The sequence below is a fragment of the Cyanobacterium sp. IPPAS B-1200 genome (assembly GCF_001747005.2).
GTDB lineage: Bacteria > Cyanobacteriota > Cyanobacteriia > Cyanobacteriales > Cyanobacteriaceae > Cyanobacterium.
Genome location: NZ_CP182899.1, coordinates 613,463 through 639,880 on the forward strand (window position 1 = coordinate 613,463; position 26,418 = coordinate 639,880).

Annotated in this window: 32 protein-coding genes and 1 pseudogene; 21 read left to right on the plus strand and 12 right to left on the minus strand. The window is 37.2% G+C overall.

Annotated features, from left to right (window positions below; genetic code table 11):
- Positions 1–75: 75 nt before the first annotated feature.
- Positions 76–291, plus strand: coding sequence for a sulfur carrier protein ThiS (thiS, locus tag A5482_RS02710; RefSeq protein WP_069790457.1), 216 nt, complete (start codon positions 76–78; stop codon positions 289–291).
- Here thiS and A5482_RS02715 read toward each other — a convergent pair.
- Entirely contained in the window at positions 272–913 is a 642-nt protein-coding gene (locus tag A5482_RS02715) for a bifunctional 4-hydroxy-2-oxoglutarate aldolase/2-dehydro-3-deoxy-phosphogluconate aldolase (protein WP_069790456.1), read from the minus strand. The two genes, thiS and A5482_RS02715, sit on opposite strands and share 20 nt — an antisense overlap.
- A gap of 169 nt (positions 914–1,082) precedes the next feature.
- Between A5482_RS02715 and A5482_RS02720 the strand changes: the two genes are divergently transcribed.
- A complete protein-coding gene (locus tag A5482_RS02720) occupies positions 1,083–2,273 on the plus strand; it encodes a glycosyltransferase family 4 protein (protein WP_069790455.1) in 1,191 nt (396 codons plus the stop codon).
- Positions 2,274–2,406: 133 nt separating this feature from the next.
- Here A5482_RS02720 and menB read toward each other — a convergent pair whose 3' ends face one another.
- The 3 genes from menB to A5482_RS02735 are packed head-to-tail and all read right to left on the minus strand — an operon-like array spanning position 2,407 to position 4,649.
- Positions 2,407–3,240 (minus strand): 1,4-dihydroxy-2-naphthoyl-CoA synthase, encoded by an 834-nt coding sequence (menB, locus tag A5482_RS02725; protein WP_069790454.1) that lies wholly within the window; start codon positions 3,238–3,240, stop codon positions 2,407–2,409.
- Between the two features lie 5 nt (positions 3,241–3,245).
- Positions 3,246–3,833: a hypothetical protein gene (locus tag A5482_RS02730; RefSeq protein ID WP_069790453.1), complete on the minus strand. Its 588-nt coding sequence runs from the start codon at positions 3,831–3,833 to the stop codon at positions 3,246–3,248.
- A 39-nt stretch (positions 3,834–3,872) separates the two neighbouring features.
- Positions 3,873–4,649, minus strand: a complete 777-nt coding sequence (locus tag A5482_RS02735) for an HAD family hydrolase (RefSeq protein ID WP_069790452.1) — start codon at positions 4,647–4,649, stop codon at positions 3,873–3,875.
- Between the two features lie 38 nt (positions 4,650–4,687).
- Between A5482_RS02735 and A5482_RS02740 the strand changes: the two genes are divergently transcribed.
- The 8 genes from A5482_RS02740 (at position 4,688) to A5482_RS02775 (ending at position 10,651) form a co-directional block, all read left to right on the plus strand.
- Entirely contained in the window at positions 4,688–5,134 is a 447-nt protein-coding gene (locus A5482_RS02740; RefSeq protein WP_069790451.1) for a hypothetical protein, read from the plus strand.
- Between the two features lie 469 nt (positions 5,135–5,603).
- Positions 5,604–7,241 carry a hypothetical protein gene (locus A5482_RS02745; protein WP_069790450.1) on the plus strand — a complete coding sequence of 546 codons (1,638 nt, stop codon included), beginning with the start codon at positions 5,604–5,606 and terminating at the stop codon, positions 7,239–7,241.
- A 1-nt stretch (position 7,242) separates the two neighbouring features.
- A complete protein-coding gene (locus A5482_RS02750; RefSeq protein WP_069790449.1) occupies positions 7,243–7,851 on the plus strand; it encodes a type IV pilus modification PilV family protein in 609 nt (202 codons plus the stop codon).
- A complete protein-coding gene (locus tag A5482_RS02755; protein WP_069790448.1) occupies positions 7,829–8,401 on the plus strand; it encodes a prepilin-type N-terminal cleavage/methylation domain-containing protein in 573 nt (190 codons plus the stop codon). Before A5482_RS02750 ends, A5482_RS02755 begins: the two co-directional genes overlap by 23 nt.
- A 159-nt stretch (positions 8,402–8,560) precedes the next feature.
- Entirely contained in the window at positions 8,561–8,974 is a 414-nt protein-coding gene (locus tag A5482_RS02760) for a DUF2887 domain-containing protein (protein ID WP_083260410.1), read from the plus strand.
- A 93-nt stretch (positions 8,975–9,067) separates the two neighbouring features.
- A complete protein-coding gene (locus A5482_RS02765) occupies positions 9,068–9,892 on the plus strand; it encodes a PulJ/GspJ family protein (RefSeq protein WP_069790446.1) in 825 nt (274 codons plus the stop codon).
- A gap of 85 nt (positions 9,893–9,977) precedes the next feature.
- Positions 9,978–10,241: a hypothetical protein gene (locus tag A5482_RS02770; protein ID WP_069790445.1), complete on the plus strand. Its 264-nt coding sequence runs from the start codon at positions 9,978–9,980 to the stop codon at positions 10,239–10,241.
- Positions 10,238–10,651, plus strand: a complete 414-nt coding sequence (locus tag A5482_RS02775; protein WP_069790444.1) for a type II toxin-antitoxin system VapC family toxin — start codon at positions 10,238–10,240, stop codon at positions 10,649–10,651. The genes A5482_RS02770 and A5482_RS02775 overlap by 4 nt, the downstream gene beginning before the upstream one ends.
- An 83-nt stretch (positions 10,652–10,734) precedes the next feature.
- On the opposite strand, the gene A5482_RS02780 is transcribed toward A5482_RS02775, so the two are convergent.
- A complete protein-coding gene (locus A5482_RS02780; protein WP_069790483.1) occupies positions 10,735–11,940 on the minus strand; it encodes a 4-hydroxy-3-methylbut-2-enyl diphosphate reductase in 1,206 nt (401 codons plus the stop codon).
- Positions 11,941–12,132: 192 nt separating this feature from the next.
- On the opposite strand from A5482_RS02780, the gene A5482_RS02785 reads away from it, so the two are divergent.
- Positions 12,133–12,444 (plus strand): transposase, encoded by a 312-nt coding sequence (locus A5482_RS02785; protein ID WP_069792074.1) that lies wholly within the window; start codon positions 12,133–12,135, stop codon positions 12,442–12,444.
- A 15-nt stretch (positions 12,445–12,459) separates the two neighbouring features.
- Here the strand turns inward: A5482_RS02785 and queC are convergent.
- A pseudogene (gene queC / locus A5482_RS02790) lies at positions 12,460–13,128 on the minus strand (7-cyano-7-deazaguanine synthase QueC); the annotation flags it as partial.
- 116 nt (positions 13,129–13,244) lie between these two features.
- Positions 13,245–14,687 carry an ammonium transporter gene (locus A5482_RS02795; protein WP_069792072.1) on the minus strand — a complete coding sequence of 481 codons (1,443 nt, stop codon included), beginning with the start codon at positions 14,685–14,687 and terminating at the stop codon, positions 13,245–13,247.
- A 1,073-nt stretch (positions 14,688–15,760) separates the two neighbouring features.
- Between A5482_RS02795 and A5482_RS02800 the strand changes: the two genes are divergently transcribed.
- The 8 genes from A5482_RS02800 (at position 15,761) to A5482_RS02835 (ending at position 20,975) form a co-directional block, all read left to right on the plus strand.
- Positions 15,761–16,579 carry a pentapeptide repeat-containing protein gene (locus A5482_RS02800; RefSeq protein WP_446684801.1) on the plus strand — a complete coding sequence of 273 codons (819 nt, stop codon included), beginning with the start codon at positions 15,761–15,763 and terminating at the stop codon, positions 16,577–16,579.
- A 180-nt stretch (positions 16,580–16,759) separates the two neighbouring features.
- Positions 16,760–17,476, plus strand: a complete 717-nt coding sequence (locus tag A5482_RS02805) for a V4R domain-containing protein (RefSeq protein WP_069792070.1) — start codon at positions 16,760–16,762, stop codon at positions 17,474–17,476.
- A gap of 58 nt (positions 17,477–17,534) precedes the next feature.
- Positions 17,535–17,966, plus strand: coding sequence for a hypothetical protein (locus tag A5482_RS02810; RefSeq protein ID WP_069792069.1), 432 nt, complete (start codon positions 17,535–17,537; stop codon positions 17,964–17,966).
- A gap of 14 nt (positions 17,967–17,980) precedes the next feature.
- The gene (locus A5482_RS02815; protein WP_069792068.1) at positions 17,981–18,454 is read left to right on the plus strand and encodes a phycobilisome protein; all 474 of its coding nucleotides are present in this window, start codon (positions 17,981–17,983) and stop codon (positions 18,452–18,454) included.
- 32 nt (positions 18,455–18,486) lie between these two features.
- Positions 18,487–19,161: a V4R domain-containing protein gene (locus tag A5482_RS02820; protein WP_069792126.1), complete on the plus strand. Its 675-nt coding sequence runs from the start codon at positions 18,487–18,489 to the stop codon at positions 19,159–19,161.
- A gap of 49 nt (positions 19,162–19,210) precedes the next feature.
- Positions 19,211–19,696 carry a 2Fe-2S iron-sulfur cluster-binding protein gene (locus A5482_RS02825; RefSeq protein WP_069792067.1) on the plus strand — a complete coding sequence of 162 codons (486 nt, stop codon included), beginning with the start codon at positions 19,211–19,213 and terminating at the stop codon, positions 19,694–19,696.
- Between the two features lie 24 nt (positions 19,697–19,720).
- The gene (locus A5482_RS02830; protein WP_069792066.1) at positions 19,721–20,173 is read left to right on the plus strand and encodes a hypothetical protein; all 453 of its coding nucleotides are present in this window, start codon (positions 19,721–19,723) and stop codon (positions 20,171–20,173) included.
- Positions 20,174–20,207: 34 nt separating this feature from the next.
- On the plus strand, positions 20,208–20,975 hold the full coding sequence (locus A5482_RS02835) for a tetratricopeptide repeat protein (RefSeq protein WP_069792065.1): 768 nt from the start codon (positions 20,208–20,210) through the stop codon (positions 20,973–20,975).
- A 265-nt stretch (positions 20,976–21,240) separates the two neighbouring features.
- Here the strand turns inward: A5482_RS02835 and A5482_RS02840 are convergent, their stop codons facing one another.
- Both A5482_RS02840 and A5482_RS02845 read right to left on the minus strand, forming a co-directional pair.
- Complete coding sequence (locus A5482_RS02840; RefSeq protein ID WP_069792064.1) at positions 21,241–21,753, minus strand: hypothetical protein; 513 nt, start codon at positions 21,751–21,753, stop codon at positions 21,241–21,243.
- 33 nt (positions 21,754–21,786) lie between these two features.
- Positions 21,787–22,191: a hypothetical protein gene (locus A5482_RS02845; RefSeq protein WP_069792063.1), complete on the minus strand. Its 405-nt coding sequence runs from the start codon at positions 22,189–22,191 to the stop codon at positions 21,787–21,789.
- A 227-nt stretch (positions 22,192–22,418) separates the two neighbouring features.
- Here A5482_RS02845 and A5482_RS02850 point away from each other — a divergent pair, with 227 nt between their 5' ends.
- Positions 22,419–23,096: a 4'-phosphopantetheinyl transferase family protein gene (locus tag A5482_RS02850; protein WP_069792062.1), complete on the plus strand. Its 678-nt coding sequence runs from the start codon at positions 22,419–22,421 to the stop codon at positions 23,094–23,096.
- 73 nt (positions 23,097–23,169) lie between these two features.
- On the opposite strand, the gene atpC is transcribed toward A5482_RS02850, so the two are convergent.
- Complete coding sequence (gene atpC, locus A5482_RS02855) at positions 23,170–23,574, minus strand: ATP synthase F1 subunit epsilon (RefSeq protein ID WP_069792061.1); 405 nt, start codon at positions 23,572–23,574, stop codon at positions 23,170–23,172.
- 132 nt (positions 23,575–23,706) lie between these two features.
- The gene (atpD, locus tag A5482_RS02860; RefSeq protein ID WP_069792060.1) at positions 23,707–25,155 is read right to left on the minus strand and encodes a F0F1 ATP synthase subunit beta; all 1,449 of its coding nucleotides are present in this window, start codon (positions 25,153–25,155) and stop codon (positions 23,707–23,709) included.
- A gap of 272 nt (positions 25,156–25,427) precedes the next feature.
- On the opposite strand from atpD, the gene A5482_RS02865 reads away from it, so the two are divergent.
- A complete protein-coding gene (locus tag A5482_RS02865) occupies positions 25,428–26,222 on the plus strand; it encodes a TrmH family RNA methyltransferase (RefSeq protein WP_069792059.1) in 795 nt (264 codons plus the stop codon).
- Positions 26,223–26,287: 65 nt separating this feature from the next.
- Here the strand turns inward: A5482_RS02865 and A5482_RS02870 are convergent, their stop codons facing one another.
- Positions 26,288–26,410, minus strand: a complete 123-nt coding sequence (locus A5482_RS02870; protein WP_255365566.1) for a hypothetical protein — start codon at positions 26,408–26,410, stop codon at positions 26,288–26,290.
- Between the last annotated feature and the right edge of the window lie 8 nt (positions 26,411–26,418).

Consider the following 26,418-nt stretch of genomic DNA (forward strand, 5'->3'; position numbering starts at 1 on the left):
AGACTAAATGTTCCCCTTAAATTGCAATTAACGAGGGGACTTAAAAATAATAAATATACTTCTGATTAATGAGTAATGGAGGAAGAAAAAATTAATATTACAGTTAATGGTGAAACTCACCAGTTTGAAACTAATCTGCTTTTACTGCAACTTTTGGAGATCTTAAAATTTAATCCTCGTTTAATTGCCTTAGAATATAACGGGGAAATTCTCCATCGTCAATACTGGGATTCTACCATGGTACAAGATGGCGATCGCCTTGAGGTGGTAACTATTGTGGGAGGCGGTTAATTTTTTGCATTAGTTGGTAAATGCGATCGCCCATTTCCTCCCATTTTCCTGCCCTCACCAAATCCGTGGGAAATAAGTCCCCAGAAAGCCCAACGGCGATCGCCCCTGCATCAAGGAAAGCAATAGTTTCAGCCATGGTTACTCCCCCCGTGGGAATCAAGGGAAACTGATTCATGGGGCCTTGCAAACTTTTGATATAGTCCACCCCTCCCAACGCTTTTACGGGGAAAACCTTAACCGCCCTTGCCCCTCCATCGAAGGCGTTTATAATCTCGGTAGGGGAAAGAGTACCAGGGTTAAAAGGGATATGATGGTAATGGGCAAAGGTGAGTAAATCTTGGTCAAAATGAGGACTAAAAGCAAATTGGGCTTGGGCTTCTATGGCATTTTTTAACTGTGCCATGGTCAAAATTGTACCTACTCCCACATAACAATCAGGCAGTATTTGGCGTAGGTGATAGACTAATCTTTCTGGCTGATAACTATTCCAAGTAACCTCGATTAATTTAATACCTCCCTGCGAAGCAATGTAAGCCATTTTTTCCCCTATTTCTTGACTGGAAGCCCTGATAACAGCAATGAGACGATATTGTTTGAGAAGGGATAACCAACAGTCGAGCATTAATTTTTTAGTGGTTAGAATTGATTATTATTCGACAATCATTAATAATGAGTAAGAAAAATGCAAATATTTTGCACAAAAGAGCATTATTCACCAAGGTAAAACAGCAGTTTATTATTTAATTGCCGTCACTCTTTAACACATCATCAATCAACAAGGAAGGGATAGCGTGAAAATACTGGTACTAGCATGGGAATTTCCGCCGAGAATAGTAGGGGGCATTGCTCGTCATGTAGCAGAATTATATCCTGAAATTGTTCAATTAAATCATGATATACATTTAATTACCGTCGAATTTGGTAGCGCTCCAGCCTATGAAAAGGTAGAAGGACTCAAAATTTACCGTGTGCCTGTCGCCCCCCATGATAATTTTTTTAAGTGGGTAAAAAACATGAATCGCAGTATGCAAAGTCACGCCCAAAAATTAATTAATAATATGGGTACCTTTGATTTAATCCATGCCCATGATTGGTTAGTGGCAGAAAGTGCGATCGCCCTTAAACATCAATATAAAATACCCTTAGTAGCCACCATCCACGCCACCGAATACGGCCGACACAACGGCATCCACAACCAAACCCAAGCCCACGTATTTTATCACGAAGCCAATCTCATATACAACGCATGGCGAGTCATCGTCTGTAGTAACTATATGCGCCAAGAAATCCATCAAGTCTTCCATTGCCCTTGGGATAAAATCGACATAGTTTATAACGGCATCAGAGCCGAAAAAAAGCAACATCCCCCATACTTCGATAAAATGGAGTTTCGCCGAAAATATGCGGCCGATGACGAAAAAATAATTTACTATGTCGGCAGAATGACCTATGAAAAAGGAATTCAAGTATTATTAAATGCCGCCCCCCAGATTTTACGAGCCACAGGGGGAAAAGCAAAATTTGTTATCATTGGCGGAGGTGATACCCACGCCATGAAAGTTCAAGCAGGAAGACTAGGCATATGGGATCGATGTTATTTTACAGGATTTATGTCAGAAGAAGATCTCAACAAATTTCAAACCATCGCCGACTGTGCCGTTTTCCCCAGTTTATACGAACCCTTTGGCATCGTTGCCCTCGAAAGTTTTGCCTCAAAAGTGCCTGTAGTGGTTTCCAACGCAGGAGGATTACCCGAAGTAGTACAACACAACAAAACAGGCATTACCACCTATGCCAACGACTATAACTCCCTTGCTTGGGGAGTTTTACAAGTATTACAAAACCCAGACTATGCCCAAATATTAGTCAAAAACGCCTATCAAGACTTAAAAGATAGATTTAGGTGGGGCGACTTAGCCAAGCAAACAGAAGCAGTATATACCCATATTTTAAAAGAGCGTCGCCAAATTACTTGGGAGTAAATTAAGCAGGTGACTAGTGGCAGGTTAGAGTGAGACTTATTTTGACAGCTAAACTCTTAACAAGGGGCTTAAGCCCCTTGCCTGAATGGTAGGTAATCCCTTGCCTGACAACCGATAGCTGATACCTAACTGTTTACGGCAACCATGGATATTCATCAAAATTCGGTGGACGTTTTTCCAAAAACGCCTGTTTACCCTCAGCGCCCTCCTCCGTCAGATAATAAAGCAACGTCGCATTTCCAGCCAACTCCTGCAACCCCGCTTGTCCATCACAATCCGCATTAAAAGCCGACTTGAGACAACGAATGGCAATGGGGCTTTTCGCCAAAATTTCCCTAGCCCAATCAATCCCCTCCGCCTCTAATTGCTCGGTAGGTACAACTTTATTCACCAAACCCATATCAAGGGCCTCTTGGGCATTATATTGACGACAGAGAAACCAAATTTCACGGGCTTTTTTCTGCCCCACAACCCTAGCCAGATAACTAGCCCCAAAACCACCATCAAAACTACCCACCTTCGGCCCAGTTTGCCCAAAAATAGCATTATCCGCCGCAATGGACAAATCACAGATAAGATGTAAAACATGACCACCCCCAATGGCATAACCTGCCACCAAAGCAATCACCACCTTGGGAATAGTACGGATTAACCGTTGTAAATCTAACACATTCAAGCGAGGCACACCATCATTACCCACATATCCTGCCTTACCCCGCACACTTTGATCGCCCCCAGAGCAAAAAGCATATTTACCATCCGTATGAGGTCCAGCGCCCGTTAATAATATCACCCCTACTTTTTGGTCTTCCCTTGCATCACAAAAAGCATCATATAATTCAAATACCGTTTGCGGACGAAAAGCATTACGTTTGTGGGGTCGATTAATAACTATTTTAGCGATTCCCCCATGCTTAAAATATAAAATATCGTGATATTCCTTGACCTTTTCCCAATTAAAATTCATTACTTTTAAATACTAATAGAACTCGGTTTATTATAACTAGCAATTATCCGCCGACAGCCCGACTCAGGTTGCGCCCATTGATTGATATATTCATTAGGATTACCCCAACATAAACCCAAATACACTTCATCTTTTCCTGTGTCAAGTTCCGCCCACTCCGCTTCTTGATACAATTCTTCTAACTGCTCAGGAGTGAGGGCATTTTCCCTATCCTCTGATAAATAATATTTCATATCCTCCGTTACTTCTTTCCAAAAATCTAGTACCGAAGACTTCGCCCCCACCAAAAAATCCTTATCTCCTTCGATCGCAATTAACTGATTATATACTTCTGGAAAACTAAAACTTTTTCCCTTAAAAGTAATCTTTCGTTTGATTAAACCAGAAACATTATTCTTTTCTTGATACTCATGAATTTGGCGACGAAAATCCCTAAAAATAAATACTCGCCCCGTTTTATCCATATCAAGAGCCTTAGAAACAACGGGATTATCTAGCTTTTCAGAGGTATTAAAAATCAATCTTTTGCCACTCCAAGTGGCCTTCAATTCCATTTCTAAAAAATCAATTAATTCTTTAGTGCTGTAAGTCATCGGGTTAATTAGTCTAATTAACTGGAGGTAAAATTGTGTTTAGGAGAATAAATTAACCATATCACCTTTAGTGAAATCTGTTAAAGATAACAATGTGATACCAGATTCTGGGGTGACACTGGCTCTAATGTCTGGGGTATTATAACCCCACGAGGCTAAAAATAATCTTATTCCTGCCAAGTCTGGTTGTTGACGTACTCCCTCTAATGCTTCCAGTCTATCCTCAATAAAGCAAATATCCGTGGGTTTAACTTTTTCTTGGTCTAAAATTACCCTTATACTATCGTATTTTTTTCGTTTTTGTTCCTTGCCCCAGAAGGTTATTTTATCTGTATCAATGTTTTGACTTGCTAATATTTTCTTAGCAAAAATTCCTTCTTTGGTGGTAATGATAAATATTTTATAGTTTTTATAAATAATTGCTTTTATTGCTTCTACAATGTCATCATAAAAATTGTGTAACCCTAACCATTGCTCAATATTATTATTAATTTGATTTTGTCGAACTAAGTCTAATTCCTTGGCTATTTTTTCTTTAGTTATATTATCTTTTTTTAGAATATTTTTAACAATATTCTGCCAATTACTAAATAAAAATTGTTTATTCTTTTCCATTTCAATAGCTCGAAAAATTAACGGCATTTCCCACCCAGTTTCGATGGTAGGACGCAAATAGTTAAAAATCTCTCTGCTATGGTCTAAATTATTTACAGGATTTTTCCAAATGCTTTCATAAGTCAGTCTACTGCTGTGAAAATATTCTGCCATGCCATCACAAATGACACCATCAAAATCTAGTGCTAAGATTTTATTCATAAGATATTTTAGTTTTTATTTTTTTATTGTAAATTACCATGAATCAGGAAATACATGAGTCTATAGTTAATTCTTTAACCAAAGAAACTTTAACAGATTTGAAAAAACAAATTACCAGAATTGATAACTATTTGATGGTTATTTTTTCCTTAGTAGTAATTTTATTAATTATTTCAGGCTATTTAAATCATAATCAGGTACTAAAAATTATTTTTCAGTCCATAGAAATGAGTTTATTATTTGCTTTGTTAATTGTCTGTGTTGTGGGGTTATTTCAATATAGGTATCAATATTTTATTTTTAGTGATTTACCGCAAGATACTCAAAGTGTCATAGTAAATGAACAAGATGTCATTAAATATTGGCAAGAAGAGTTATGGAAGTTACACAGAGTTTATCAAAGAAAAAACAGTTGTCTTAATAGTGCCTATATCTTAATGATTATCTCAACTATATTTTTAACCATCAACATATTTTTGAGTTAGTTTAATTGTTTGTGATGGTACTATTGCTCGAAAAAAAGTAAAGATAGATAAAACTTCATGGCAACTTGATAGGGTTACAAACGATACCATGTTCCCTTCTCTTTTTCTTTTAAAATGAAGGATAGAACAAGGTCACAAAAAACATGAAAATAAAGCAATTTCTTTTTTTTACTTACTAACAATTATGGAAGAATAACATTAGTATCACAACTCAAGTATATTTACTTACATATATTTCCCAGTACATAAACACCGCTAATAAAGTTATAATAAAGATACTATATGACAAAACAAAACATATAGACCATAACAAGATTCAAGCAACACCTAGTTGTAATAATCATTATTTAAATTATTAAAAAAAACTAATCACATATCCTGATTTCGATAATTAAATACAAAACTAAATAATTATTAACTTTTCTTTTCAACTACTATTAATACTAAGCCAAGCGGAGTAATAAATGCTATGTCCCACAAACCACCCGAATCATCCTTAAAATCCCTATTATGGCTATGGCAAAAAAAACTAGGTCAACACAACCAAGAAGCGGGAAACACCCTCATTATTGCCATTTCCTTGGGGGTATTACTCATTGGAGCCACTAGCACGATGATTTTTACATCTAGCAGGAATAGAACCAACGTTGCTTCTGATGAAATGTCCGTGAGGGCGCAGGAGGTGGCTGAGTTGGGAATTACAAGAACCCATGATTTTGTTGCAAAAAATAATCGCTTAGCAGAATATCCCAGAGCTTTGGAAGATGTCAACTCACTATTAGGGGATGATTCTCTATGGACTCAAGACTGGTCAAACATCAGTACATCAACAGTCGTCGAAGGGGTATATTCAAACACTTCATCATCAAATCAAACCTGCACGAATGTTGTTAATGCTTCTAGTACCTCAACAGCCAGTATTTCTGATCAGATTGATTCTTTTCAAAGTGGTCAAGCGGTAAGTCCAAATAATTTACGTCAAGGCGGTTTCGAGCTACTGGGATATGTGATAAGGGATACGGGTGATGAGGTTGTCGCAAGTTATCAAAATTTACAAGACGCTAGGCAAGGAAAAAACCCCGGAGAGACTTATGCTTTTGGGGAAATGATTGTTAAAAGTTCCGTTAACCCCAATGCTAACTCGGTGGCTAATTTATTTGTCGGTAGTGACTCAAGTAGATCACAGAGCCAAATGAAAGTGCGTTTTCCTCTTATACAATCCGATCCAAGGTCAATTGAACTTCCCGGAGTTTGGATTAGCGATCAAAGTATTTTATCTCCCACCAATAGCCAAATTGATGCCACCCTACTCGCTCCAAATTGTGACAATATTGGCTTAAATATTATTCCAGGGAATAATGTAATCCTTTCTAAGGCAACTTTTCCTCCTCTGCCCCCTGAACCAGAAGCAAGCAATCCGAGATATTATCAGTTAGGTGATAGCTCAGGTAATTTGACTAGTAGTATAATTTTACCTCGCAGTACTGACCGACCTATGCGTACTGAAACAGTTAGTCAGAATGGTACTGATTACGAAATTCAAGTATATGAATATAAAGTAAATAGCATTGACTATAACGGAGGAAGTACTCTCAAAATTATTCCAGGAAGAAAAGTCATTTTGCACTTACACGGTAATATTTCTTTGGGTGGTAGTCAGACGATTGAAAATACTTGTACCAACGGGACTGGATATACTTGCAACACAACCACAAAGGTTGTCACCTATACTTCTTCGGGTGATACGAGTCTGTATCGAAATTCTAACCTAGTAATATTAGGGCGTAAACAAAGAAATGCTAGCGTTGACCCTGTTACAGAACCTAATATCTGTTTGAGTGGTGGTGCTCAAATTTTTGGCTTTGTTTTTGCCCCTGATTATGCTGTGGGTGCATCTGGAACAGGTGGTGGAAATGGTTTTATTGGAGCAGTATGGGCGAGATTATTCAATCCTCCCAGTACATGTGGTTCAAATACAGGTCAAGTCGTGGCAATTCAAGAGATTGATGATTGGGATATGTTAGGAATGGGTGAAGACTTTGTTCCAGGTAATTTACCCCCAAGAATTGGATCCGTTTCACAATGGCAAAGGGAGGGAGTTAATTAAGATGATGAAATACAATGCTGTACCAATTCAATTACATTTTTTATCAAGGTTAAAGATTAAAAATAAACACTCAGGCTTTACCCTAATAGAAGTCCTCGTCACTATCCTTGTAGTTACAGGATTCGTTCTCGGCTCACTCCAAGCAGTGGTACTCGCTACCTTTTTCCGAGTCCAGGCCCAAGATAAAAACGAAGCCCTGAACTGGGTTCAGCAGGACTTAGAATTAATTCGTTATCAGGCTTTTAGTTTAGATATAGATCCCGACAATCCTGAATCTAGTCTAACTTTATCAAGAAATGATGCTTGTACCAACTCAACCTATGGAACAAGACTAGAAGATTTTATTGATGGTAATTACCCCGAAAATCCTGCTAATCCGATAAGTGTCAATGGCAAAAATTATCGAGTTTTCCGAACATACACGCCTTCTGGGAACACATTAGTTATAAACCATGTAATAGCTTACGCTCCTGCCAGTAGTGGTTTTGATGCTCATCCTCGTTATAATTCTAGTGCAAGTTATAGCACTGCTCCAGATGAAGATAACCCTAATCGTGTAACAACCCTATCAACGGAGGTAATACCAAATGCTGCACTTAGTTGCGACTAAACTTAAACTAAAAAATAAAGATTCTCAAAAAGGCTTCACCCTAATAGAAATCATCGCCATTTTAGTAATTATTGGCATCGGCAGCGCACTGGCAACCCCCAGTCTAATCAATTCTCAGCGCCAAGATCGGGTAACTCAAACTTTTAGACGAGTAACTTCGGCTCTTAAGGAAGCCCAAATTAATGCAAATAGACTGAGTACAGATTGTGAAGTGACCATTAATGCAACTTCTGTTAGTGCCAGTCCTGCAGGTTGTTTGTCAGAAACTATTACTTATGATTCATCAATTATTAATGTTTCGTCAACTCTGGGAAGTTTACCTGAAACCGTTACTTTTGATTTTCGAGGAGGAACTAGCAATTTCCAAACTATAAGAATTTTTCGCCAAGATTATAGTAGTCCACCCAGCCCCATTCGAGGTACAGGAAAATGTATTGTAATTTCTAATAATTTAGGAATGATTCGCACAGGAAATATGAATCCTGTTAATGGGAGAGCGAGTGATTGTAATAATCCTGAAAATGCCCGTTATGATGACAGCAACCCTTAATTAACTTTTCTCAGTGTTGGCAGGTTTAATCACCCCCGCCTTCATGAGAGGGGAACACAAATAAACTTCTGTGCAGTTGTTATGTAGGCAAAAAAAAGTTTACATATATCCCTACCGCCCTATTATCAAGAATTTAAAGACTCAGGTAAATGAACTGTCATATATCTTGATGAATTAAACTCAAATACCACTGATAGTATTGGAGTAGAAATTATGAAACTAATCATCGCTCCACAATCTCAGGCAAAAACTCAAGTAGAAAAACTGTTTTCCATAGCCCAAAAAGCGGACAACTCAACCACAAAAAACCAAGATGTTATAGAACTATTAGAGAAAATATTAACCTACAAATTTAGTAATTATTCTAGGGAGGAATTGGCAAGAATGTTTACCCTATCAGACTTCAAAAAAACTCGCTTTTATCAAGAAACCTACGCTGAAGGCAAAATTGATGCAAAAATATCTAGTATTCCTAACCTGTTAAAACTAGGTTTAACCGCCGAACAAATAGCCCAAGCCCTCGAATTAGATATTGAATTGGTTAAAAAAGTGGCTGAAAATGAACAAAATTAATCAAAGTCCTCCTGTCTTGAGTGGTTTGACCCCCCATAACCCCCCGCAAATTCGGGGAGAGCTCCATTAAAACAAAATTTTAAATTTAAAACCATGAAAAACCATAAACTTTTATTCAAACTGTTACAACAACCAAATAATCAGGGAATAACCCTCACAGAATTATTAGTGGCGTTGGTTATTAGTGGTATTGTTTTAACCGCCACTACCAGTGGTTTTATTAATATCTTAAGAGCGAATCAAAATGTCAATTCCAAAAGTGATCAACTTACTTCTTTATCAAGAACTCTAGTTTATATACAAGAGGATATTAAACAAGCCATCTCGGTCGAAGCTGTAACAGAAACAGATGATTCTAAGTGTGACAGTACAGATGTTGATTCTGTGAACTGTTTAAAATTAACTTATCCTACCGCCGATAATGATGATGGTAGCGGTGGGGTTATTCCTAGTTGTGATGTACCAGATGCAATTATCTACTACGGTTATCAAGATATCAGCAGTTCAGACTCTATTTGGTTCAAACCAGGAATTTTACGAAGAAAAACGTTTACCAAAGTCCGTGATGATAAAAATACTTCCGATAGAAGTGATGATACTTGTAGTGTAGCTGAAAGTAATTGGATTACTGTTGCTGATGGTTTAATTAGTGTAAAGGAAAATGATCCTACCTCCGATTTTCCTGCCCCTAATGGCACGATCGCATCTGATGACTTTTGCAGTCAAAATGATACCAACTGGACAGGAAGTGACGCAATTTATGGGGCTGATAGTTCAGGGTTTGGAGGTTTTCGCTTTTGTTTAGAAGAAAATGACCCTAAAAATCGCCTAGTAAGAATTTTCTTGTATGGAAATATAATTAATGGCGATCCTATCCAAGTTGATGTTATCACCTTCGCCCGTGCGGGACAGAATTAGGGACTGAAAGTTTAGTTTTTTTAATAATTGCTATCTTATTAGGTAAGCACTATTCAATTTGTTATACATTCACTATTTATTAGTTATGAACGAGCAAACATTTACCTTAGAAGTGAAAGAAGGAAAATTAATTATTTCCAATGAAATTCAAGATTATTTAAATAAATGTTCTGAAAATGTCCAAGTTCTTTTGACAGTTAAATCAGAGTCGAATAAAGTAGCATATAAGTGGAATAAATGGTTTGATCAATTAGAAACTTCCCAATCTTTAAAAAGCCCCACTAATATTGAAAATGACTATAAAACATCATTAATAGATAAATATAAAAAACAAGGTTTAGAACTATGATAATTTGCGATACAGCACCTTTATTTTGTCTGGTTGATCCATCTCAACCCCGTCATTTAGCTGTAAAAAATTTTATTAAAAATAATCCTTCTACTTTAATGACTACTTGGTCTTGTTTTACGGAAGCTATGTATCTAAGTCTGCAAAGAGGAGGGTGGGTAATGCAAAACAAATTAAGTAACTTATTATTAGAACAATTGCTATTTTTACAACCTATTGAAGTGTTTGATTATTTTCGTTTATTTCAATTAATGGACAAATATAAAGATCGTCCAATGGATTTAGCCGATGCTACTTTAGTTGTTGTTGCAGAAAAATTAAATTTACATTCTATATTAACTTTTGATTCAGATTTTTTCTTTTATTTAATCAATGATAAAAACACGTTTAATGTTATTAATTTAATGTAATTTTACTGAAAAAAAAATTTATCCCCTCGAAATCTAAGCAAAGTCGAAGGGAAAGTTAATTGACAGCTATACAATAATCTTTTTTATTTCAAACTATCGTTTTTCAGAGCAAAGATTTTCTCGATAATATCCTCCACAACTTTATCGGGAGTGGATGCGCCTGAAGTAACCCCCACAGTGATTTTACCTTCGGGAAGCCAATGGTGCTTAATTTCTAAGTCTTGTTTGAGGGGTTTATGCTCAATATTGTTGTCATCATCGATACGATTGGCACTATCGATATGATAGGAAGGAATATTGTAATCGATCGCAATTTCCTGTAGATGAGTCGTATTAGAGGAGTTGAAACCACCTATTACCACCATTAAATCGAGCTTTTCTTTGACTAAATCCAACATGGCATCCTGCCTTTCTTGGGTAGCATCACAGATGGTATTAAAACTCATAAAATGATCATTTAATTCTGCAGGGCCATATTTTTTGAGCATGGTTTGTTGAAATAAACGCCCAATTTCTTCGGTTTCAGTTTTTAACATGGTGGTTTGGTTAGCAATACCTACCCTTTCCAAATCCTTATCAGGATCAAATCCTTGAGAATAGGCATTTGCAAACATACTTAAAAATTCTTCCCTATTACCACCATTAAGGATATAGTCACTAACATAATTAGCTTGATCCATGTTTAATACTACCAAATAAGTATCAGCAAAAGAGCTAGTGGCGATCGTTTCCTCGTGGTTATACTTACCATGGATGATAGAAGTATAACTACGTTTTTTGTGCTTTTCCACCGAATTCCATACCTTCGATACCCAAGGGCAGGTGGTATCTACGATGGTGCAACCCTTATCATTTAAAAATTCCATTTCCTGCACACTAGCACCAAAGGCAGGTAAGATTACCACTTCTCCACGGTTAACCAAAGAAAAATCTTTTTCCCCATCAATGACGGGAATAAAACCCACATTCATCTCTCGCAGACGCTCATTTACCGAAGGATTATGGATAATTTCATTAGTAATCCAAATTTTCTCCGTGGGGAAATGGGTACGAGTTTCATAGGCCATTGCCACTGCCCTTTCTACACCCCAACAAAAACCAAAGGCTTCGGCTAAACGAATGGTAACGTTTCCTTTGGTAATTTGATAATTATTTTCTCTGATGGTTTTGATTAAACTGCTTTCATATTCACTATTCAAAACTCCTGCGACTTCTTCTTGATGCCCAAAGCCTTTACGATGATAGTTTTCTGATTTTTGGAGATTGCGCTTAAAAGTTTTAGTATCCATGGGCAGGTTAATTTTTATACTGATTTTTAATTTCAATTTTAACCTGACTGGGGTTTGCTCGTGAATTATTAGTTGCTAAGGGCGCTTGTACAAATATCTAACAACAGTTACCCCAAGCCACCCCAACAAGGCATATAGAACCCATTTGGTATCTAGTAGAATATTGAGAGGAACAAATTGATAAATGGAATAATGGCTTACTCTAGCAGTCTAAGTGATCAAGAATGGGAAATAATTAAACATCTATTACCAAAGAAAAAAAGAACTTGTCCACCAAAGTGGTCTAAAAGACAAATTTGGGATGGTATCTTTTATCAACTCAAAAATGGCTGTAATGGGTCTGATTTACCAAAGGATTTACCTCCTTATTCTACCGTTTATTGGCATTATAAAAACTGGAAAAAAGAAGGTGTCTTTGAAACAGTGATGTGTGAACTTCACAAGCAATTAAGAGAAAAAGTAAAAAAAAATCCACTTGAACTATGCGGAAGGTCGGTTACTTAATAATTCCTTTCTGGTTTACCCCACCAATTCAGGATAACCAGCTTCTATCAAAGCCTTATTTCTAATACGGCAAGAGTCACATACTCCGCAAGGTTTTTCACCTCCTTGATAACATGACCATGTTTTTTCGATAGGCACGTTAAGGGCGATCGCCCTTTGTACTATTTCTACTTTGGATAAGGTTACAAGGGGAGCTATTAATTGAGGTGCTTTTCCTTCTATTCCCACCTTAGAAGAAAGATTGGCAAGATTTTGGAAAGCGCTTAGATATTCGGGGCGACAGTCGGGATAACCAGAATAATCCACGGCATTAATGCCCAAATAAATGGCTTGAGCTCCCTTGGCTTCGGCCAGGGAAAGGGCGATCGCAATAAACACCGTATTACGCCCTGGGACATAGGTAGAGGGGATTTCGTCCGCTTTTACCCCATCTTCAGGAATATTCATACTAGCGTCCGTCAGAGATGACCCCCCCCACATAGAAAGGTTAACATCGATGATGTGATGTTCTTTGATACCCAAGGATTTAGCCACATTGCCCGAGGCTTCCAACTCCTTAAAATGTTTTTGTCCATAACGAAATGATAGGGCAATTACTTCATAACCTTCCTTAAGGGCGATCGCACCGCTAGTGGCAGAATCTAAACCTCCTGATAATAAAACAATAGCTTTTTTAGTCATAAAAGATGCAACATAAACTTATTAATTAGTTTACCCAAACCACCGCAAAAAAAATTTCCCCCCCCGAAAACTCAGAAGAGGAAACAAATTACAAATAGGAGTAAGATATTAGAACAAGATTAACCTTCAGTGCTAGAAGAAACCTCGCTAGTCATAGAACTTGTGAAACCGCCAGAAAGAATATCCGCTTCCTTCACAAATCCACTGTAAGCCTCCATACCATGTTCACTAATATCAAGACCTTTAATTTCATCCTCTTCATGAACTCTAATACCCACAGTAGCTTTTAGGGCGTACCAGAAAATAGTACTAGCTAAAACGGTAAAACCACCGATAGTAAGAATACCGATAAGTTGAGTAACAATGCTTTCTTCCCCAGTACCAAAGATACCCACAGCCAATGTTCCCCAAATACCACAAGCTAAGTGAACAGAAGTAGCACCCACAGGGTCATCAATTTTTAGAACTTTGTCAAAAAAGGCCACAGAAAATACCACAAGAATACCGGCGATCGCACCGATGATTACCGCACTAAGATAACCAACCGTAGCACAACCAGCAGTAATACCCACCAAACCAGCAAGAATACCATTGATAATCATGGATAAATCTGGCTTACCATCCTTAATCCAAGAAGTCGCAGTGGCAGTAATACCACCAGCAGCCGCAGCCAAATTGGTAGTCAAAGCAATATAAGGAACATTCGCAGTAGCCGCCAACTCAGAACCGGGGTTAAAACCAAACCAGCCAATCCAAAGAATCAAGCAGCCCAAAGTAGCAATACTCATATTATGACCGGGAATCGCATTCACTCGACCATCAGAAGAATACTTGCCCTGACGAGGACCAAGAATAGCCGCCCCCATTAATGCAGCCCAACCACCCACAGAGTGAACAATGGTAGAACCAGCAAAATCAGAAAAACCCATTTCCGCTAACCAACCACCATTCCAAGTCCAATGACCAGTGATAGGATAAGAAATACCCACCAACAAAACACTGAAGATTAAGAAAGCATCAAACTTGATTCTTTCAGCTACCGCACCAGATACAATAGTCGCAGCCGTGGCAGCAAAAGCTACTTGGAACAAAAAGTTAATAGCCGCAGGAACTGCCGCAGGATAATTATCATCCCCATAAGGCGTTCCATCACCATTGAAAAAGAAACCTTGAGTACCAATGAAACCATTACCATCTCCATACATAAAGCCGTAACCAATCGCCCAATAAACGATAGTAGCAACCGCAAAAACAATTAAGTTTTTGGCAAGAATGTTAACAGCGTTTTTCTGACGACAAAAACCAGTTTCTAACATTCCGAAACCGGCATTCATGAAAATAACCAAAATGGAACAAACAAGTAAGAAAATAGTATCTAAAATGACCTTAACTTCTTCTAAAGTTTCAGGACCATCCAAACCTTGAGCTTGACTTGCAGTATTCCACACAACCACAATTAGCGCACTTAAGGGAATACACGCAAACCAATAAGAAGGCAACTTACTACGTAACCATCCGATAGAATTTAGTATAAAACTATCTTGATCGTATGACCCAGACATTTTTTTCTTTGCTCTCTTTGACATTATCACCATAGTTTAATGAAAGTTTATCTAATTTTTTGCCTACTTAAGAAGAAGACTTAATGATTTAATTCAATGACTAATAGATATTCATATGTTTACCATCATTGTTTCTGTATCAAAAAATACAATATCCTTAATATCTAGGGAAAATAGACTAAAAACCACAAAAACTTATCTTAACTGAGAAAATATATTACTCTCTTTTTCTATCCATCTCCCTACAAAAAAACATTAAAATTTTTAATATTTATCTCCTCAAAATAATCTAAAACGAATAAAGACATATTATCAAACTTACTTCTGTCAAGGTAAAAAAAATAAAATATGTACCATTAAATATATTTATGAGTAAGTAGGCATAGTTAAATCGATTTAGGCAAGGGGTTTAAACCCCTTGTTTATAAGAGTCTTAATAAAATAAGAGCTATAATTAACTGCGCCAACCTACTCATTGGCAACAAATAATAAGTATTTTTAATAAATAGCTGACGTTACGCACTCATTTATAAGTCAAGTTTTATCTGTAAATTTTAACAAGGGGCTTAAGCTCCTTGCACAACTCCTAGCCCCTTACCCAGCACGTATACAAACACAATATGAACATCCAACGTTTTTACCATCCTAAACTAATTATATTTTTGCATAACATCAGTAAATAATTCTTTTACTTAAAAATAACTTGATATTTATTACTACAATATATCTCCCTTCATGCTCCCAAAGAATTTTAATGCTCTCCCAAACTTTTCTTTTACATGATTTTAAAATACAAACAGTTATCTTTACACCAAAAATATATAAAAAACAGAACTACTCCCATGGGATCAGTAAGAATACTGAATTATTACAAAGCAAATTCAAATAATTATTTAGTTAAATTAATAAATGTAAAAAACAAATTATATTCATAGCCTTCTATAAATAAAAATGTTATAAAAGTAATTATTAATACAAATAAAAAATATAATTTCAGTCATAAATAGAAAGTAATACAAGTCAAAAGCAAAAGAAAAATGTTCCTCAAACTAGGAGTCAAGTAGATGGTGGCAATGACGATAAATGCAGATATACAAGCCAAATATAACTGGGGAGAAAGAGACTTCCCCAAACTACAACTAAGAAGAATTGACCTAAGAAATGCAGATTTAAAAGGAGCTAATTTTAGAGGCTCTGACTTTAGCTATGCAGACCTGAGAGGAGCAGATTTAAGTAGAGCCGACTTACGAGACTGTTACTTTAACGAAGCCAACTTAACAGGTACAAAATTAAAAGGAGCTAACTTACAAGGAGCATACTTTATCAAAGCCTATCTAATTAAAGCAGATCTGAGTAAAGCAAACATAAAAGAGGCCTATCTAACAGGTAGCTTTGTGACCAAAGCAAGTTTTGTCAAAGCCGACTTGTGCGGTGCATTCCTCAATGGGACTCATATCGGAGGAGCAGACTTTAGAGGGGCTGTCTATGACAACTCTACCAGATTTGACAAAGGCTTTGACCCTGAAAGTTTAAAAATGTCCGTGGTATCTTCCTTTGAAGGGACTGTAGCTCACAAAATTACCATTGCCGACGTAGTTACTAACTTTGAAGAAATAGCCAAAATTACCAGTCGTTATCTTGGGGGAATGATTACCTCCAAAAACTTTGAACAATCAAGACCAGATGTAGAGTGGCTAGAACAATTCTCCATGGATAAAAATTGTAAAGTAACTTTTACTGGCTCCCTTAACCATCAAGCAACTACCATACAACTTAAATGGTTAGAAAAATGGAATAGCTCTTTTGTGGGAAAATGTTCCCTTATTGTTCAGGATTTACCCAACATAATTGAAGAAAAAAGTTTAACTATTCAATCCTTACTAAAAAAATAATTATAGTTAACAACTTTATCTTTCTTAAACAAACATCACAAAAATCTAATTATTGTATAGAAATGTGTAAAAACCACCTAGTAATAAACAAACATAGTTACACTGTATTTAGGTTGGTTTTGAGATAGTTTTAAAATTGTACAAAACAAACATTTAGAGTAATAAAGGACAATAATATCTATGACTTTTACACCTACAAAACCTAATCGCATTGTTGAAAAAATTTCCAAAAATCTCTGGAAAAATCAATATCCAAAAAAACACGATCACTACACCATCGAAGACTTTTTCCACTTTGATGCCGTTAACGGAGATATTACCGATTGGAACGAATCTCGTAATGTTTTAGTAACCGAAGATTTTATCGTTGGTTTAATCGAAGGTTTAGAAGAAGAAGTAGGACCCGCATCTAGTGTTGTTATGTACAACATCGGTAAGGCTTGGGGTATCCGTGATGCTGATTTCTTCTGCAATTGGTTTCAAAAAGAATATGAATATCCCAAAGATGTTCATGACATGAACTTACTTTATGTTTTGGAAGCCTGGTGGTGGCCTTTTACTACCCAAGGTTGGGGTAACTGGGATGTGGATTTAAGTGAGCAAAAAAACGGTTTTATGTTCGTTAACATCTTTGATTCGGCGGTAGCCCGTACCCTCGGAGATGTGGGTAAACCCGTATGTCACATCTATGCTGGATTGATGGCTGGATTCTTTAGCCGTTTTATTAATAAACAATTGAACTGTATCGAGATTCAGTGTTATTCCATGGGTGAAACCTATTGTAAGTTTTTGCTAGGAAAACAAGATCGCATTGATGCTGCTACCTTCTGGCATAACGAAGGGGCTGGGGCAAAAGATATTCAGAAAAAATTAGTTAATGGCGAATACCTCAAGTAATTAACTTTTGAAATAAACCCTTCACATATCAAACCATTCAAACTTATAGGAAAATTACATGAGCTTAACACCAACATTTTCTGACAGCAGTGTTGAGCAATTCTTCTCCAACGCCAATTGGCGTGGTATTAAGAGAAATCAACCCTCATCTGTAACCACAACCCAAGAGATAATTAATGCAGATGACTTTATTCCGAACCTTAATTTAAGAGTAGAAGAATTTTTCACTCACCATAACTGGAAGGGCATCAAAAAAATGATTCCCTATACTTCCCACCTCAACACTAACAATGATGATTCATCGACTATTACCAACCTTTCTTTACAAATGAAAGTAGGAGATTTTTTCCAAAGATTCCCTTGGGCAGGAGAGCAAATACAAGAGACTAAGACAAGTATTGCCCAAGAGCCAATTATAGAGAAAAAACAAAACAACCCGACTTCTACCTTCTCGGAATTAAAAATGAATGATTTATCTGATCTATTTTAACTAAGGATAAAACTATGTACCCAGAATTACAACAACTGATCCACGAAGCAGAGTACAACTATTTACAGAGCGATGATTTAGAAACTTTTTCTAATTGCATCAACAATCTTCAAAATAAAATGGCAATCTATCGCCTTCTTAGGGATCAAGAAATTGAGATTTTCCAAACTGTAGCAGATAAATTGGTAGCCAAATTTTCTGATAGTCAAGAAAAAGCCTTGGAAACTTCTTTGCAACATTGGCTATTGATTACTAGATATAGCGCCATGGCAATGTTACTTAATAACCCTGAATTTTTGGAACGTCGTCTTTTGGAATGGCTAACCGACGTTGTCGAAGCTAGAGAGTCTCAATCTATTGACTCCGCTGTTCATTCCCTGTTAGTTGCACAATTAAAAAATTTCCTTAATGCTTCTCAGATGAATGATTTAGAGCCATTCTTAAATCAAGCTAAGGAATATCTGGTCAAAGATACCGTCAGGGCTTAAAACAATACTTTTTAGATATGGGAGATAAATTAATGATTTCTATTGCAGATTTAGTCGAAAAAAAACCGTTAAAAGGTAATTACTTTTCCCCTGATGCCTATGTACAAGGTGACTTTGAATTAGGGTTATTGGAAACCCGCCAAGGTTCTCGTTTAATTGCGCTGCCAGAGGTACTCTTACAGGGTATTTATGACGGTTTGGAGGAGGAAATTGGACAGGCTTCTAGTGTAGTTCTCCATAACTGTGGTCGTTGGTGGGGCAAAAGTTTTTACCGTCGCTTTATCAGTGAAGTGAGCGAATATTATGAACGTCCCCTTTCTCAGATGGAGATGGCGGAGTTTATTAGTTGCCTCAAACAGTGCTGGAAAACCCATGGTTGGGGGGTAGCAGAATTTGATTTTGATTATTATCCCCAAGGTTTTATTGTGGTGAAAACTGTTAATTCTCCTTTTGCGGCAGCAGCCCCTAAAGATAAACATTTTTCTTGTCAACCCGAAGCGGGAATTTTAAGCTCTTTCTTTAGTCAGTTGACGGGGCAAGATTTGGGTTGTGTCCAAACTAGCTGTGAGTCTATGGGGGCTGAGGCTAATTATTTTGTCATTGGTTTGGCAGAAAGAATCAAACTAACGGAAGGATGGTTAGAGGAAGGACATGATCATCCTACGATTATGGAACGGCTTTCTCGTAGTGAGATGACCAGTTTATAATCTTTTTGCAAAAATAAGTAGTTGAGTTTTTAGAGGTTTATTTAGAGTAGTGGCAAAAACAATCAAGTTAGATCCCATCGGTACGGAAACGGCAATTCAAACTAATGATAATGTGTTATCTGGTTTGCTAAAAAATGATTTGGATGTGATGCAAGAATGTGGAGGACGGGGAATGTGTTCCACTTGTCACGTTTACATTAAGGAGGGTATGGATAGTTTGTCGCCCCTCAATCGTCGGGAAAAAAGAACTCTGGAGGTGATTACCACTTGTAAGACAAATTCTCGTCTTGCTTGTCAAGCTAGGGTTATCGGCGAAGGGGTGGTGGTTGAGTTACCTTCGGGGATGTATTTGAGCCAAATTGATGATGTGGATGCTTTGATTGGCAGACGCGCTCAGAAAAATATCCTTCACCCTATTTCTGGCAAAATCTTGGTGGAGGAGGGTAAGTTGATTACTCGTTCGATGATTTCTCAACTACAAAATACTAAGGGTGAGGTTGATCAGTATCTTGCCCAAACTGAAGATGTTATTTAGATTACAAAAAAAGGAGTTGCTACTATGTTAAAACAATTTGCGGATTTGACTCTTGAGGCTGATGGACGTTATGCACAGGATTATGAGTTGAGATTTTTGGACAATTATTTTGAGACCAAAGATTTACGCATGAGTGCTTATATGAAAATTAGGGATGGGGCGGATGAGATTATGGAGGCGGTAAAGGTTGGTAAGCAAAAACGTAATCCTGAGTTTAAGGATTATTATGTAACTTGTAAGCGTGATATGGTTGATTTGTTGCGTTATTCGGCGGCGGCTTTGTTGTTTGATGATATGGAGCGTTTACGCACTAATATGTTGCTTTGGTTTCAAACTATTTCTAAGGCTTATAAGTTTGAGGATGATAATGTTGATACTTATGATCTACTTCTTAAGGTGATTAGTGAGTTTTTGACTCCTGAGGAGGCTAAGTTGGCTATTCCTGTTTTTGAGCTTAATTGTGCGGTTTTGGTTTAATTTATTTTTTATTTGAAATAAGGTTTTTAAGATTATGGATAAGCAAGTTGATATGCTCGGTTATGTGGGTTTGGGTGTTACAGCTTTAGGGGCGATCGCCTCTGCGGTTACTGGTCAAGTTTTACCTTTATCTGTGGCTTCTACCATTGGGGTTGGTTGTAATGTTTTTAGCCGTAAGCAGTCTGAGGAAAGATTGATTGATGCTTTTAATGTTCAGCAGGAAAAAATAGAGTCTTTGTACACCAAAGTAGATGCTAACCATGGAGAGTTGAAGGAGTCTATGGTGATGAGTAAGGCTGATTTTGGTAATCAGGTGGAGGATTTGAAATTAACTCTCAATGAGCGTCTCACTAATATTAAGGATAGTTTAGACCAAAATGTTAGTAGTTTGAATGGGGAAACGAAGGAGATAAAAGAGATTGTTAGTAATTTACGACAGGTAGAAATTTTATCCCAAGAGTTACGGGTTAAGCCTGACTCGGCTAGTTTCTTCTATGAAAGGGGTAATAGTCATAGTAAATTGGGTAATATCTCAGGGGCGATCGCCGATTATACTGAAGCTATCAAAAAAGATGGTGATTATGCCGAAGCCTATCACAAGAGAGGTATTTTATACTTAGATTCTGGAGCGAAGCAAAAAGCGGTGGATGATTTACGCAAGGCATCTTTGTTATATTTTGAAAAAGGTGAAATCGACAGTTATCACCAAGCCAGAGAAATGAGTAAAAATGTCCATGAAATAGGTTCCCATGGTAATGGTAGCAATGGCAAAATGTTGATTGGTACAAAATTATTTTCTTAATTATTTAAGAATTATTCTCTTTCCTACCCCTCCTTTATTAGAGGGGATTTTTTATGACAGAAAAAGTTTAGAGAATGTGTAGATCTCTGTACTTTAGACTAATTTGAACTGTAAGAAGCTATGATCCTTATACAGCAAGAATTTTGACTATTCTTATCCGTTTAATGTAAAAAATATAAAACATACGTCATATAAGGGTTTCAGCGTTTAAAATTAGATTTAGTCTAAACTCAAGAGATCTTGTTTTTCGGCAAAAAAAGTAATATCAAAAGCCACTTCCTAAATTTTCATAACTCGTAACCCTGAGACATTGACCATTATCGTTATAAACCATCAAACGAGCTCTGGCTTCACTTCGAGAGATAAAATTAATGTAACGAATCGCATTCACATCACTACTTTTTCCCGTAACATCACAAAGAATTGATGGCTCACCATTTCGCATTCCCCGGTCAATCCATGAACATTCTCCCGGTGCAAGGGCTTGTTGCACTAAAAAAGCTTTTACATTAGGAGAAGCATTAGCAAAATCGGCACTACTGCGATCAATATTAGGATTACCGGGGGCAAATCTAGCACGAACAGAGGCATATACATATTGTCTTCCCCTTTCCGTTACGGTATTCAAATCCCCCGTCATTACTAGCCAGGCACCTCCACCCCGACAAATTAATTCATAGCTTTGAGGTTGGGCATGGGATAAAGTAATGTGGACAGGAGCAGTAATTACACTTAAAAGAAGAGTAAGACTAAACTTTTGCAAATAGTTTTGGAACATGGTGTTTTTTTGTAAAAATGGTTTGATAGGTAACTAATTAACTCTCATGCAGCGGTTACTTGTGTCGTTGTGTACAAGGTATCTGGCAACCCCAGCACCACGATAGTTTAAATTTTCAATAATTGTTGTTATGGGTGTTATGTTAAAAGCAGCAACATTGCTGTAACAAATTGTAGTGGGTTCGTTACTATTCATCGCTCTGTCTTCCCATCCACATTCCCCTGGAGCTAGAGAAGAGTTTGGATTGTTGCTGTTGACAGCGGTTCGCCCCTGTTTCAGTCCTTGAATTTCTCCACTTCCATCAGCCATTGTTCTAATGGAAATACGTCCCCCAGACCGACAAATAAGAGGATATTTTTGTTGAGCCAGAGTGGGGGTACTGACTAGAAATATTGAAAATAGGCTACTGATAAAAATGGTCGTTGCAAATTTAGACATGGCATTGATTCAATAATTAAAAATTATTTACTTTAATTTCATTTTTAGAGGTATTATAATCTAAATTTTTAAGTAAATAACAAGTGTGTTTTAAAATTATTGTTTTATAAACAAAAGTATATAAATAAACCTTAAATTACTATTTATGCTTAAAAGTTTATTGATATTAAGTAATAGTTACTTAAACATTCGTTTTATTGATTTATTCCAGCTTGATTATTTTTAATATGTTAGATATTTATTCAGTTAATACTAATAAGTTTTTGTCTGATTTACCTTATTTCAAATCTCTTTTATCACCAGATGAATTAGATAAAATCCAACGTTTTAAGAATAAGTTACAGGGCGATCGCACTTGTATTGGTAGGGCAAAATTAAGAATTATTTTAAGTAGTTATCTCAATATAAATCCAGATAAAATTGTCTTTAATTATAATAAAAAAGGAAAACCATTTTTAAGAGATTATCCTAACCTACATTTTAATTTATCTCATACTGATCATTGGATAGTGTATGGAATTTCTAATCAATTAATAGGGGTAGATATAGAAAATATTAGTAAACAAGTAAAATTTAAACAACTTGCTAAACGTTTTTTTTGCCCCAGTGAATTCCAGTTAATAGAGCAAGTAAATCAAGAAAATAAAGCAAAACTATTTTATACCCTTTGGACGGCGAAGGAAGCCTATTTAAAAGCCACTGGAGAGGGATTGTCTGGGGGATTGGATGCTATTGAATTAAGTTATAATTTTCTAAGTGAAGATATAGAAATTATTTCTGAGAATACTAGAACAGAATGGCAGATAAAAAACCTAAAAATTGATAATAATTATTTAGTTTCTGTGGCGGTAAAAAGTAAAAATAAATTACCTAATAAGTTAATCTTAAAGGAGGTTAAAAAATAGAGTTTGCGCCCTTAAATATCTTAACCCCTCTGCCTTCGGCATCTCCCCTTACAAGGGGAGAAGGAAAGGTTTATTAACTATTGGTTGCTTGAAGTCTAGCTCTAGCTTTTTTGTAGTTAGAATTAGCTTTGATTTGTGCTTGGCGATCGCTACCAGAATTTGCAGATTTTAACTCATTTTCAGCAGTTTCCAAGTCACTTTTAGCAGTTTCCTTGTCGATGGATTCTCCTAACTCAGCACCATTAACAAGAATTTTGACCTCGTTATTTTCCACCTCAGCAAACCCACCCATTACGGCGATAGATTTCCAATCTTTCTCGGTGCGCACTCTCAAAACCCCGATGTCAAGGTTAGTGAGAAGAGGAGCATGATTCGTTAAAATACCTAACTGTCCGCTACCACTAGGCAAGATTACCTCTTGAGCATCCTGATCCCAAACAGTCTTATCTGGGGTAATTACTCTTACTGTTAAAGTCATAATTGAAACTAAAAATTTAATACTTATAATTTTATTTTTCTCGAAAAAAGGAAAGACAAAATTAATATTTTCCTGTCTTTCCTTCCATTATCACTACAGATAATTAATCCGTGAGTGCTTTGTTAATTGTCCTTAACCTTTGAGCTTTTCACCCTTGGTGATCGCCTCGTCAATGTTACCAACCAAGTAGAAAGCCTGTTCAGGTAAATAATCTAACTCACCAGAAAGGATTCTTTGGAAACCTTTGATAGTATCTTCGAGGGAAACATATTTACCAGGGCTACCAGTGAACACTTCAGCAACGAAGAAAGGTTGAGACAAGAAACGCTCAATTTTACGGGCGCGGTTAACCACTAAACGATCTTCTTCAGATAATTCATCCAAACCAAGAATCGCAATAATATCTTGTAACTCTTTATAACGTTGTAAAGTAGATTGCACCGCACGGGCAGTGTTGTAATGCTCATCGCCAACAATGCTAGGCTGTAACATGGTACTGGTAGAACCTAAAGGATCCACCGCAGGATAAATACCTTTAGAAGCTAAAGCACGGGATAATACAGTAGTACCATCCAAGTGAGCAAAGGTAGTAGCAGGGGCGGGGTCAGTCAAGTCATCCGCAGGTACATATACCGCTTGGATAGAGGTGATAGAACCGTCTTTGGTGGAGGTAATACGTTCTTGTAAGTCTCCCACATCAGTACCCAAGGTGGGCTGATAACCTACCGCAGAGGGCATTCTACCAAGAAGTGCAGATACTTCAGAACCTGCTTGTACAAAACGGAAAATGTTGTCGATGAACAACAATACGTCTTGCTTGTTAACGTCACGGAAGTGTTCTGCCATGGTCAGAGCAGATAAACCCACACGCATTCTAGCTCCGGGGGGTTCGTTCATCTGACCGTAAACAAGAGCAATTTTAGAGTTTTCGGGATTTTCAGAATCAATTACGTTAGATTCGATCATTTCGTTGTAAAGGTCATTACCTTCCCGAGTGCGCTCGCCCACACCACCAAACACAGATACGCCACCGTGTTGGATAGCGATGTTGTTGATCAATTCCATCATAATAACGGTTTTACCAACTCCAGCACCACCGAACAAGCCGATTTTACCGCCTTGACGATAGGGAGTTAATAAGTCAACAACTTTAATACCAGTTTCAAATACAGTGGGGGTGGTATCTAATTCGGTGAAAGCAGGAGCTTTACGGTGAATAGGAGAAGTTTCAGTGGTGTTAACAGGACCTTTGTTGTCAACGGTTTCACCTAAAACGTTAAAAATACGTCCTAGGGTAGCTTTACCCACAGGTACACTAATAGGTTTACCCAAATCAACTACTTCCATACCTCTTACCAAACCATCGGTAGTAGTCATGGAAACTGCACGAACTTGGTTATCACCTAAAAGTTGTTGTACTTCACAGGTTACCGCAACGGTTTGTCCTGCTTCGTTAGTTCCTTCAATACGGAGCGCATTATAAATACGGGGAAGATTGCCGCTAGGAAATTCAGCATCAACCACCGGCCCAATTACTTGGGTGATTTTACCGACGTTAGTTTTTTCTTTTGTTGCAACCATGCTGATTTTTAGTTTTATTTACTTTCGTAAACTTTAATTTATAATAAAATTTGACACTTTTAAGATTATCATGGTGTGGCATCAATCTTCTACTAATTCCACCTCATTATGGACTTATTTTTGAGTAAGTTAGTTGATTAATAATTGATGGTGACCACTGATGGGCAGTTTCTTGTCAAAACTTATTATACCCTCACCCCGAACCCCTCTCCCCCAGGAGAAGGAAACTTTTATATTAAATCATTCTCTGTTCTCCATTCTCAAAAAAAACCGTGTTAAGTAGTCTAAAAAACCCCCTAATAAAAGAAATACGCAAGTTACAACGCCCATCGGAAAGACATCGACAAAATCTTTGTTTACTGGAAGGGACAAATTTATTGGAGGTTGCCTCTCAGGTGCAATACCCCCTTGATACTTTACTATTTACCCCTATATGGCAAAACAAAAATTACCTTCTGGCTCAAAGTTTACAGACTCAAGCCCAAAGGGTGGAAATTGTTAGTGATGAGGTGATGAAATCTGTGGCTACTACGGTAACTCCTGATGGAGTTTTGGCGACTGCCCCTCGTCATCATCGCCAAAGTAAGGATCCTGAAAATATCAAGTTGGGCATGGTGGTAGAACGGTTACAAGATCCGGGCAATTTAGGCACTATAATTCGTACTAGCGTGGCCATGGGTGTGGATATGTTGTGGTTGAGTGGGGATAGTGTGGATTTGGATAATCCCAAGGTGATGAGGGCTTCGGTGGGGGAGTGGTTTCGCATCAATGCGAGGGCGGAGGATGATTTAATAATTCTTGTGGAAGGTTACAAAAATAAGGGTTATCAAGTGATTGCTACTTCTTTGGAAGGGGATAAGACTCCTTGGGAGGTTGATTTTTCTTTGCCGACAATTTTGTTGATGGGGAATGAGTCCCAGGGGTTGTCTTCTGATTTAACTTCTTTGGCAACGGATAAGGTTAAAATTCCTCTGCTTAACGGCGTGGAATCTCTCAATGTGGCGATCGCCACTAGCCTTTTTTTGGCAGAATATCAAAGACAACAAAGAAAAAGTTATGCGGATTAATATGATGTTTTAAAATAATGACTGACGTTACGCACTCATTTATAAGTTAAGTTTTAACAAGGGGCTTAAGCCCCTTGCCCAACTCCTAGCCCCCTAACCAGCACGTGTACAAACACAATATGAACATCCAACATTTTTACCATCTTAAACTGATTATATTTTTGCGTAACATCAGATAATAAAACCATTGCCCATT

Excerpts from the sequence above, each read along its gene's own strand:
- thiS (WP_069790457.1), top strand. The coding sequence starts at position 76 with ATGGAGGAAGAAAAAATTAATATTACAGTTAATGGTGAAACTCACCAG.
- A5482_RS02715 (WP_069790456.1), bottom strand. The coding sequence starts at position 913 with ATGCTCGACTGTTGGTTATCCCTTCTCAAACAATATCGTCTCATTGCT.
- menB (WP_069790454.1), bottom strand. The coding sequence starts at position 3,240 with ATGAATTTTAATTGGGAAAAGGTCAAGGAATATCACGATATTTTATAT.
- A5482_RS02730 (WP_069790453.1), bottom strand. The coding sequence starts at position 3,833 with ATGACTTACAGCACTAAAGAATTAATTGATTTTTTAGAAATGGAATTG.
- A5482_RS02735 (WP_069790452.1), bottom strand. The coding sequence starts at position 4,649 with ATGAATAAAATCTTAGCACTAGATTTTGATGGTGTCATTTGTGATGGC.
- A5482_RS02740 (WP_069790451.1), top strand. The coding sequence starts at position 4,688 with ATGAATCAGGAAATACATGAGTCTATAGTTAATTCTTTAACCAAAGAA.
- A5482_RS02745 (WP_069790450.1), top strand. The coding sequence starts at position 5,604 with ATGTCCCACAAACCACCCGAATCATCCTTAAAATCCCTATTATGGCTA.
- A5482_RS02750 (WP_069790449.1), top strand. The coding sequence starts at position 7,243 with ATGATGAAATACAATGCTGTACCAATTCAATTACATTTTTTATCAAGG.
- A5482_RS02755 (WP_069790448.1), top strand. The coding sequence starts at position 7,829 with ATGCTGCACTTAGTTGCGACTAAACTTAAACTAAAAAATAAAGATTCT.
- A5482_RS02765 (WP_069790446.1), top strand. The coding sequence starts at position 9,068 with ATGAAAAACCATAAACTTTTATTCAAACTGTTACAACAACCAAATAAT.
- A5482_RS02770 (WP_069790445.1), top strand. The coding sequence starts at position 9,978 with ATGAACGAGCAAACATTTACCTTAGAAGTGAAAGAAGGAAAATTAATT.
- A5482_RS02775 (WP_069790444.1), top strand. The coding sequence starts at position 10,238 with ATGATAATTTGCGATACAGCACCTTTATTTTGTCTGGTTGATCCATCT.
- A5482_RS02780 (WP_069790483.1), bottom strand. The coding sequence starts at position 11,940 with ATGGATACTAAAACTTTTAAGCGCAATCTCCAAAAATCAGAAAACTAT.
- A5482_RS02785 (WP_069792074.1), top strand. The coding sequence starts at position 12,133 with ATGGCTTACTCTAGCAGTCTAAGTGATCAAGAATGGGAAATAATTAAA.
- A5482_RS02795 (WP_069792072.1), bottom strand. The coding sequence starts at position 14,687 with ATGTCTGGGTCATACGATCAAGATAGTTTTATACTAAATTCTATCGGA.
- A5482_RS02800 (WP_446684801.1), top strand. The coding sequence starts at position 15,761 with ATGACGATAAATGCAGATATACAAGCCAAATATAACTGGGGAGAAAGA.
- A5482_RS02805 (WP_069792070.1), top strand. The coding sequence starts at position 16,760 with ATGACTTTTACACCTACAAAACCTAATCGCATTGTTGAAAAAATTTCC.
- A5482_RS02810 (WP_069792069.1), top strand. The coding sequence starts at position 17,535 with ATGAGCTTAACACCAACATTTTCTGACAGCAGTGTTGAGCAATTCTTC.
- A5482_RS02815 (WP_069792068.1), top strand. The coding sequence starts at position 17,981 with ATGTACCCAGAATTACAACAACTGATCCACGAAGCAGAGTACAACTAT.
- A5482_RS02820 (WP_069792126.1), top strand. The coding sequence starts at position 18,487 with ATGATTTCTATTGCAGATTTAGTCGAAAAAAAACCGTTAAAAGGTAAT.
- A5482_RS02830 (WP_069792066.1), top strand. The coding sequence starts at position 19,721 with ATGTTAAAACAATTTGCGGATTTGACTCTTGAGGCTGATGGACGTTAT.
- A5482_RS02835 (WP_069792065.1), top strand. The coding sequence starts at position 20,208 with ATGGATAAGCAAGTTGATATGCTCGGTTATGTGGGTTTGGGTGTTACA.
- A5482_RS02840 (WP_069792064.1), bottom strand. The coding sequence starts at position 21,753 with ATGTTCCAAAACTATTTGCAAAAGTTTAGTCTTACTCTTCTTTTAAGT.
- A5482_RS02845 (WP_069792063.1), bottom strand. The coding sequence starts at position 22,191 with ATGTCTAAATTTGCAACGACCATTTTTATCAGTAGCCTATTTTCAATA.
- A5482_RS02850 (WP_069792062.1), top strand. The coding sequence starts at position 22,419 with ATGTTAGATATTTATTCAGTTAATACTAATAAGTTTTTGTCTGATTTA.
- atpC (WP_069792061.1), bottom strand. The coding sequence starts at position 23,574 with ATGACTTTAACAGTAAGAGTAATTACCCCAGATAAGACTGTTTGGGAT.
- atpD (WP_069792060.1), bottom strand. The coding sequence starts at position 25,155 with ATGGTTGCAACAAAAGAAAAAACTAACGTCGGTAAAATCACCCAAGTA.
- A5482_RS02870 (WP_255365566.1), bottom strand. The coding sequence starts at position 26,410 with ATGGTTTTATTATCTGATGTTACGCAAAAATATAATCAGTTTAAGATG.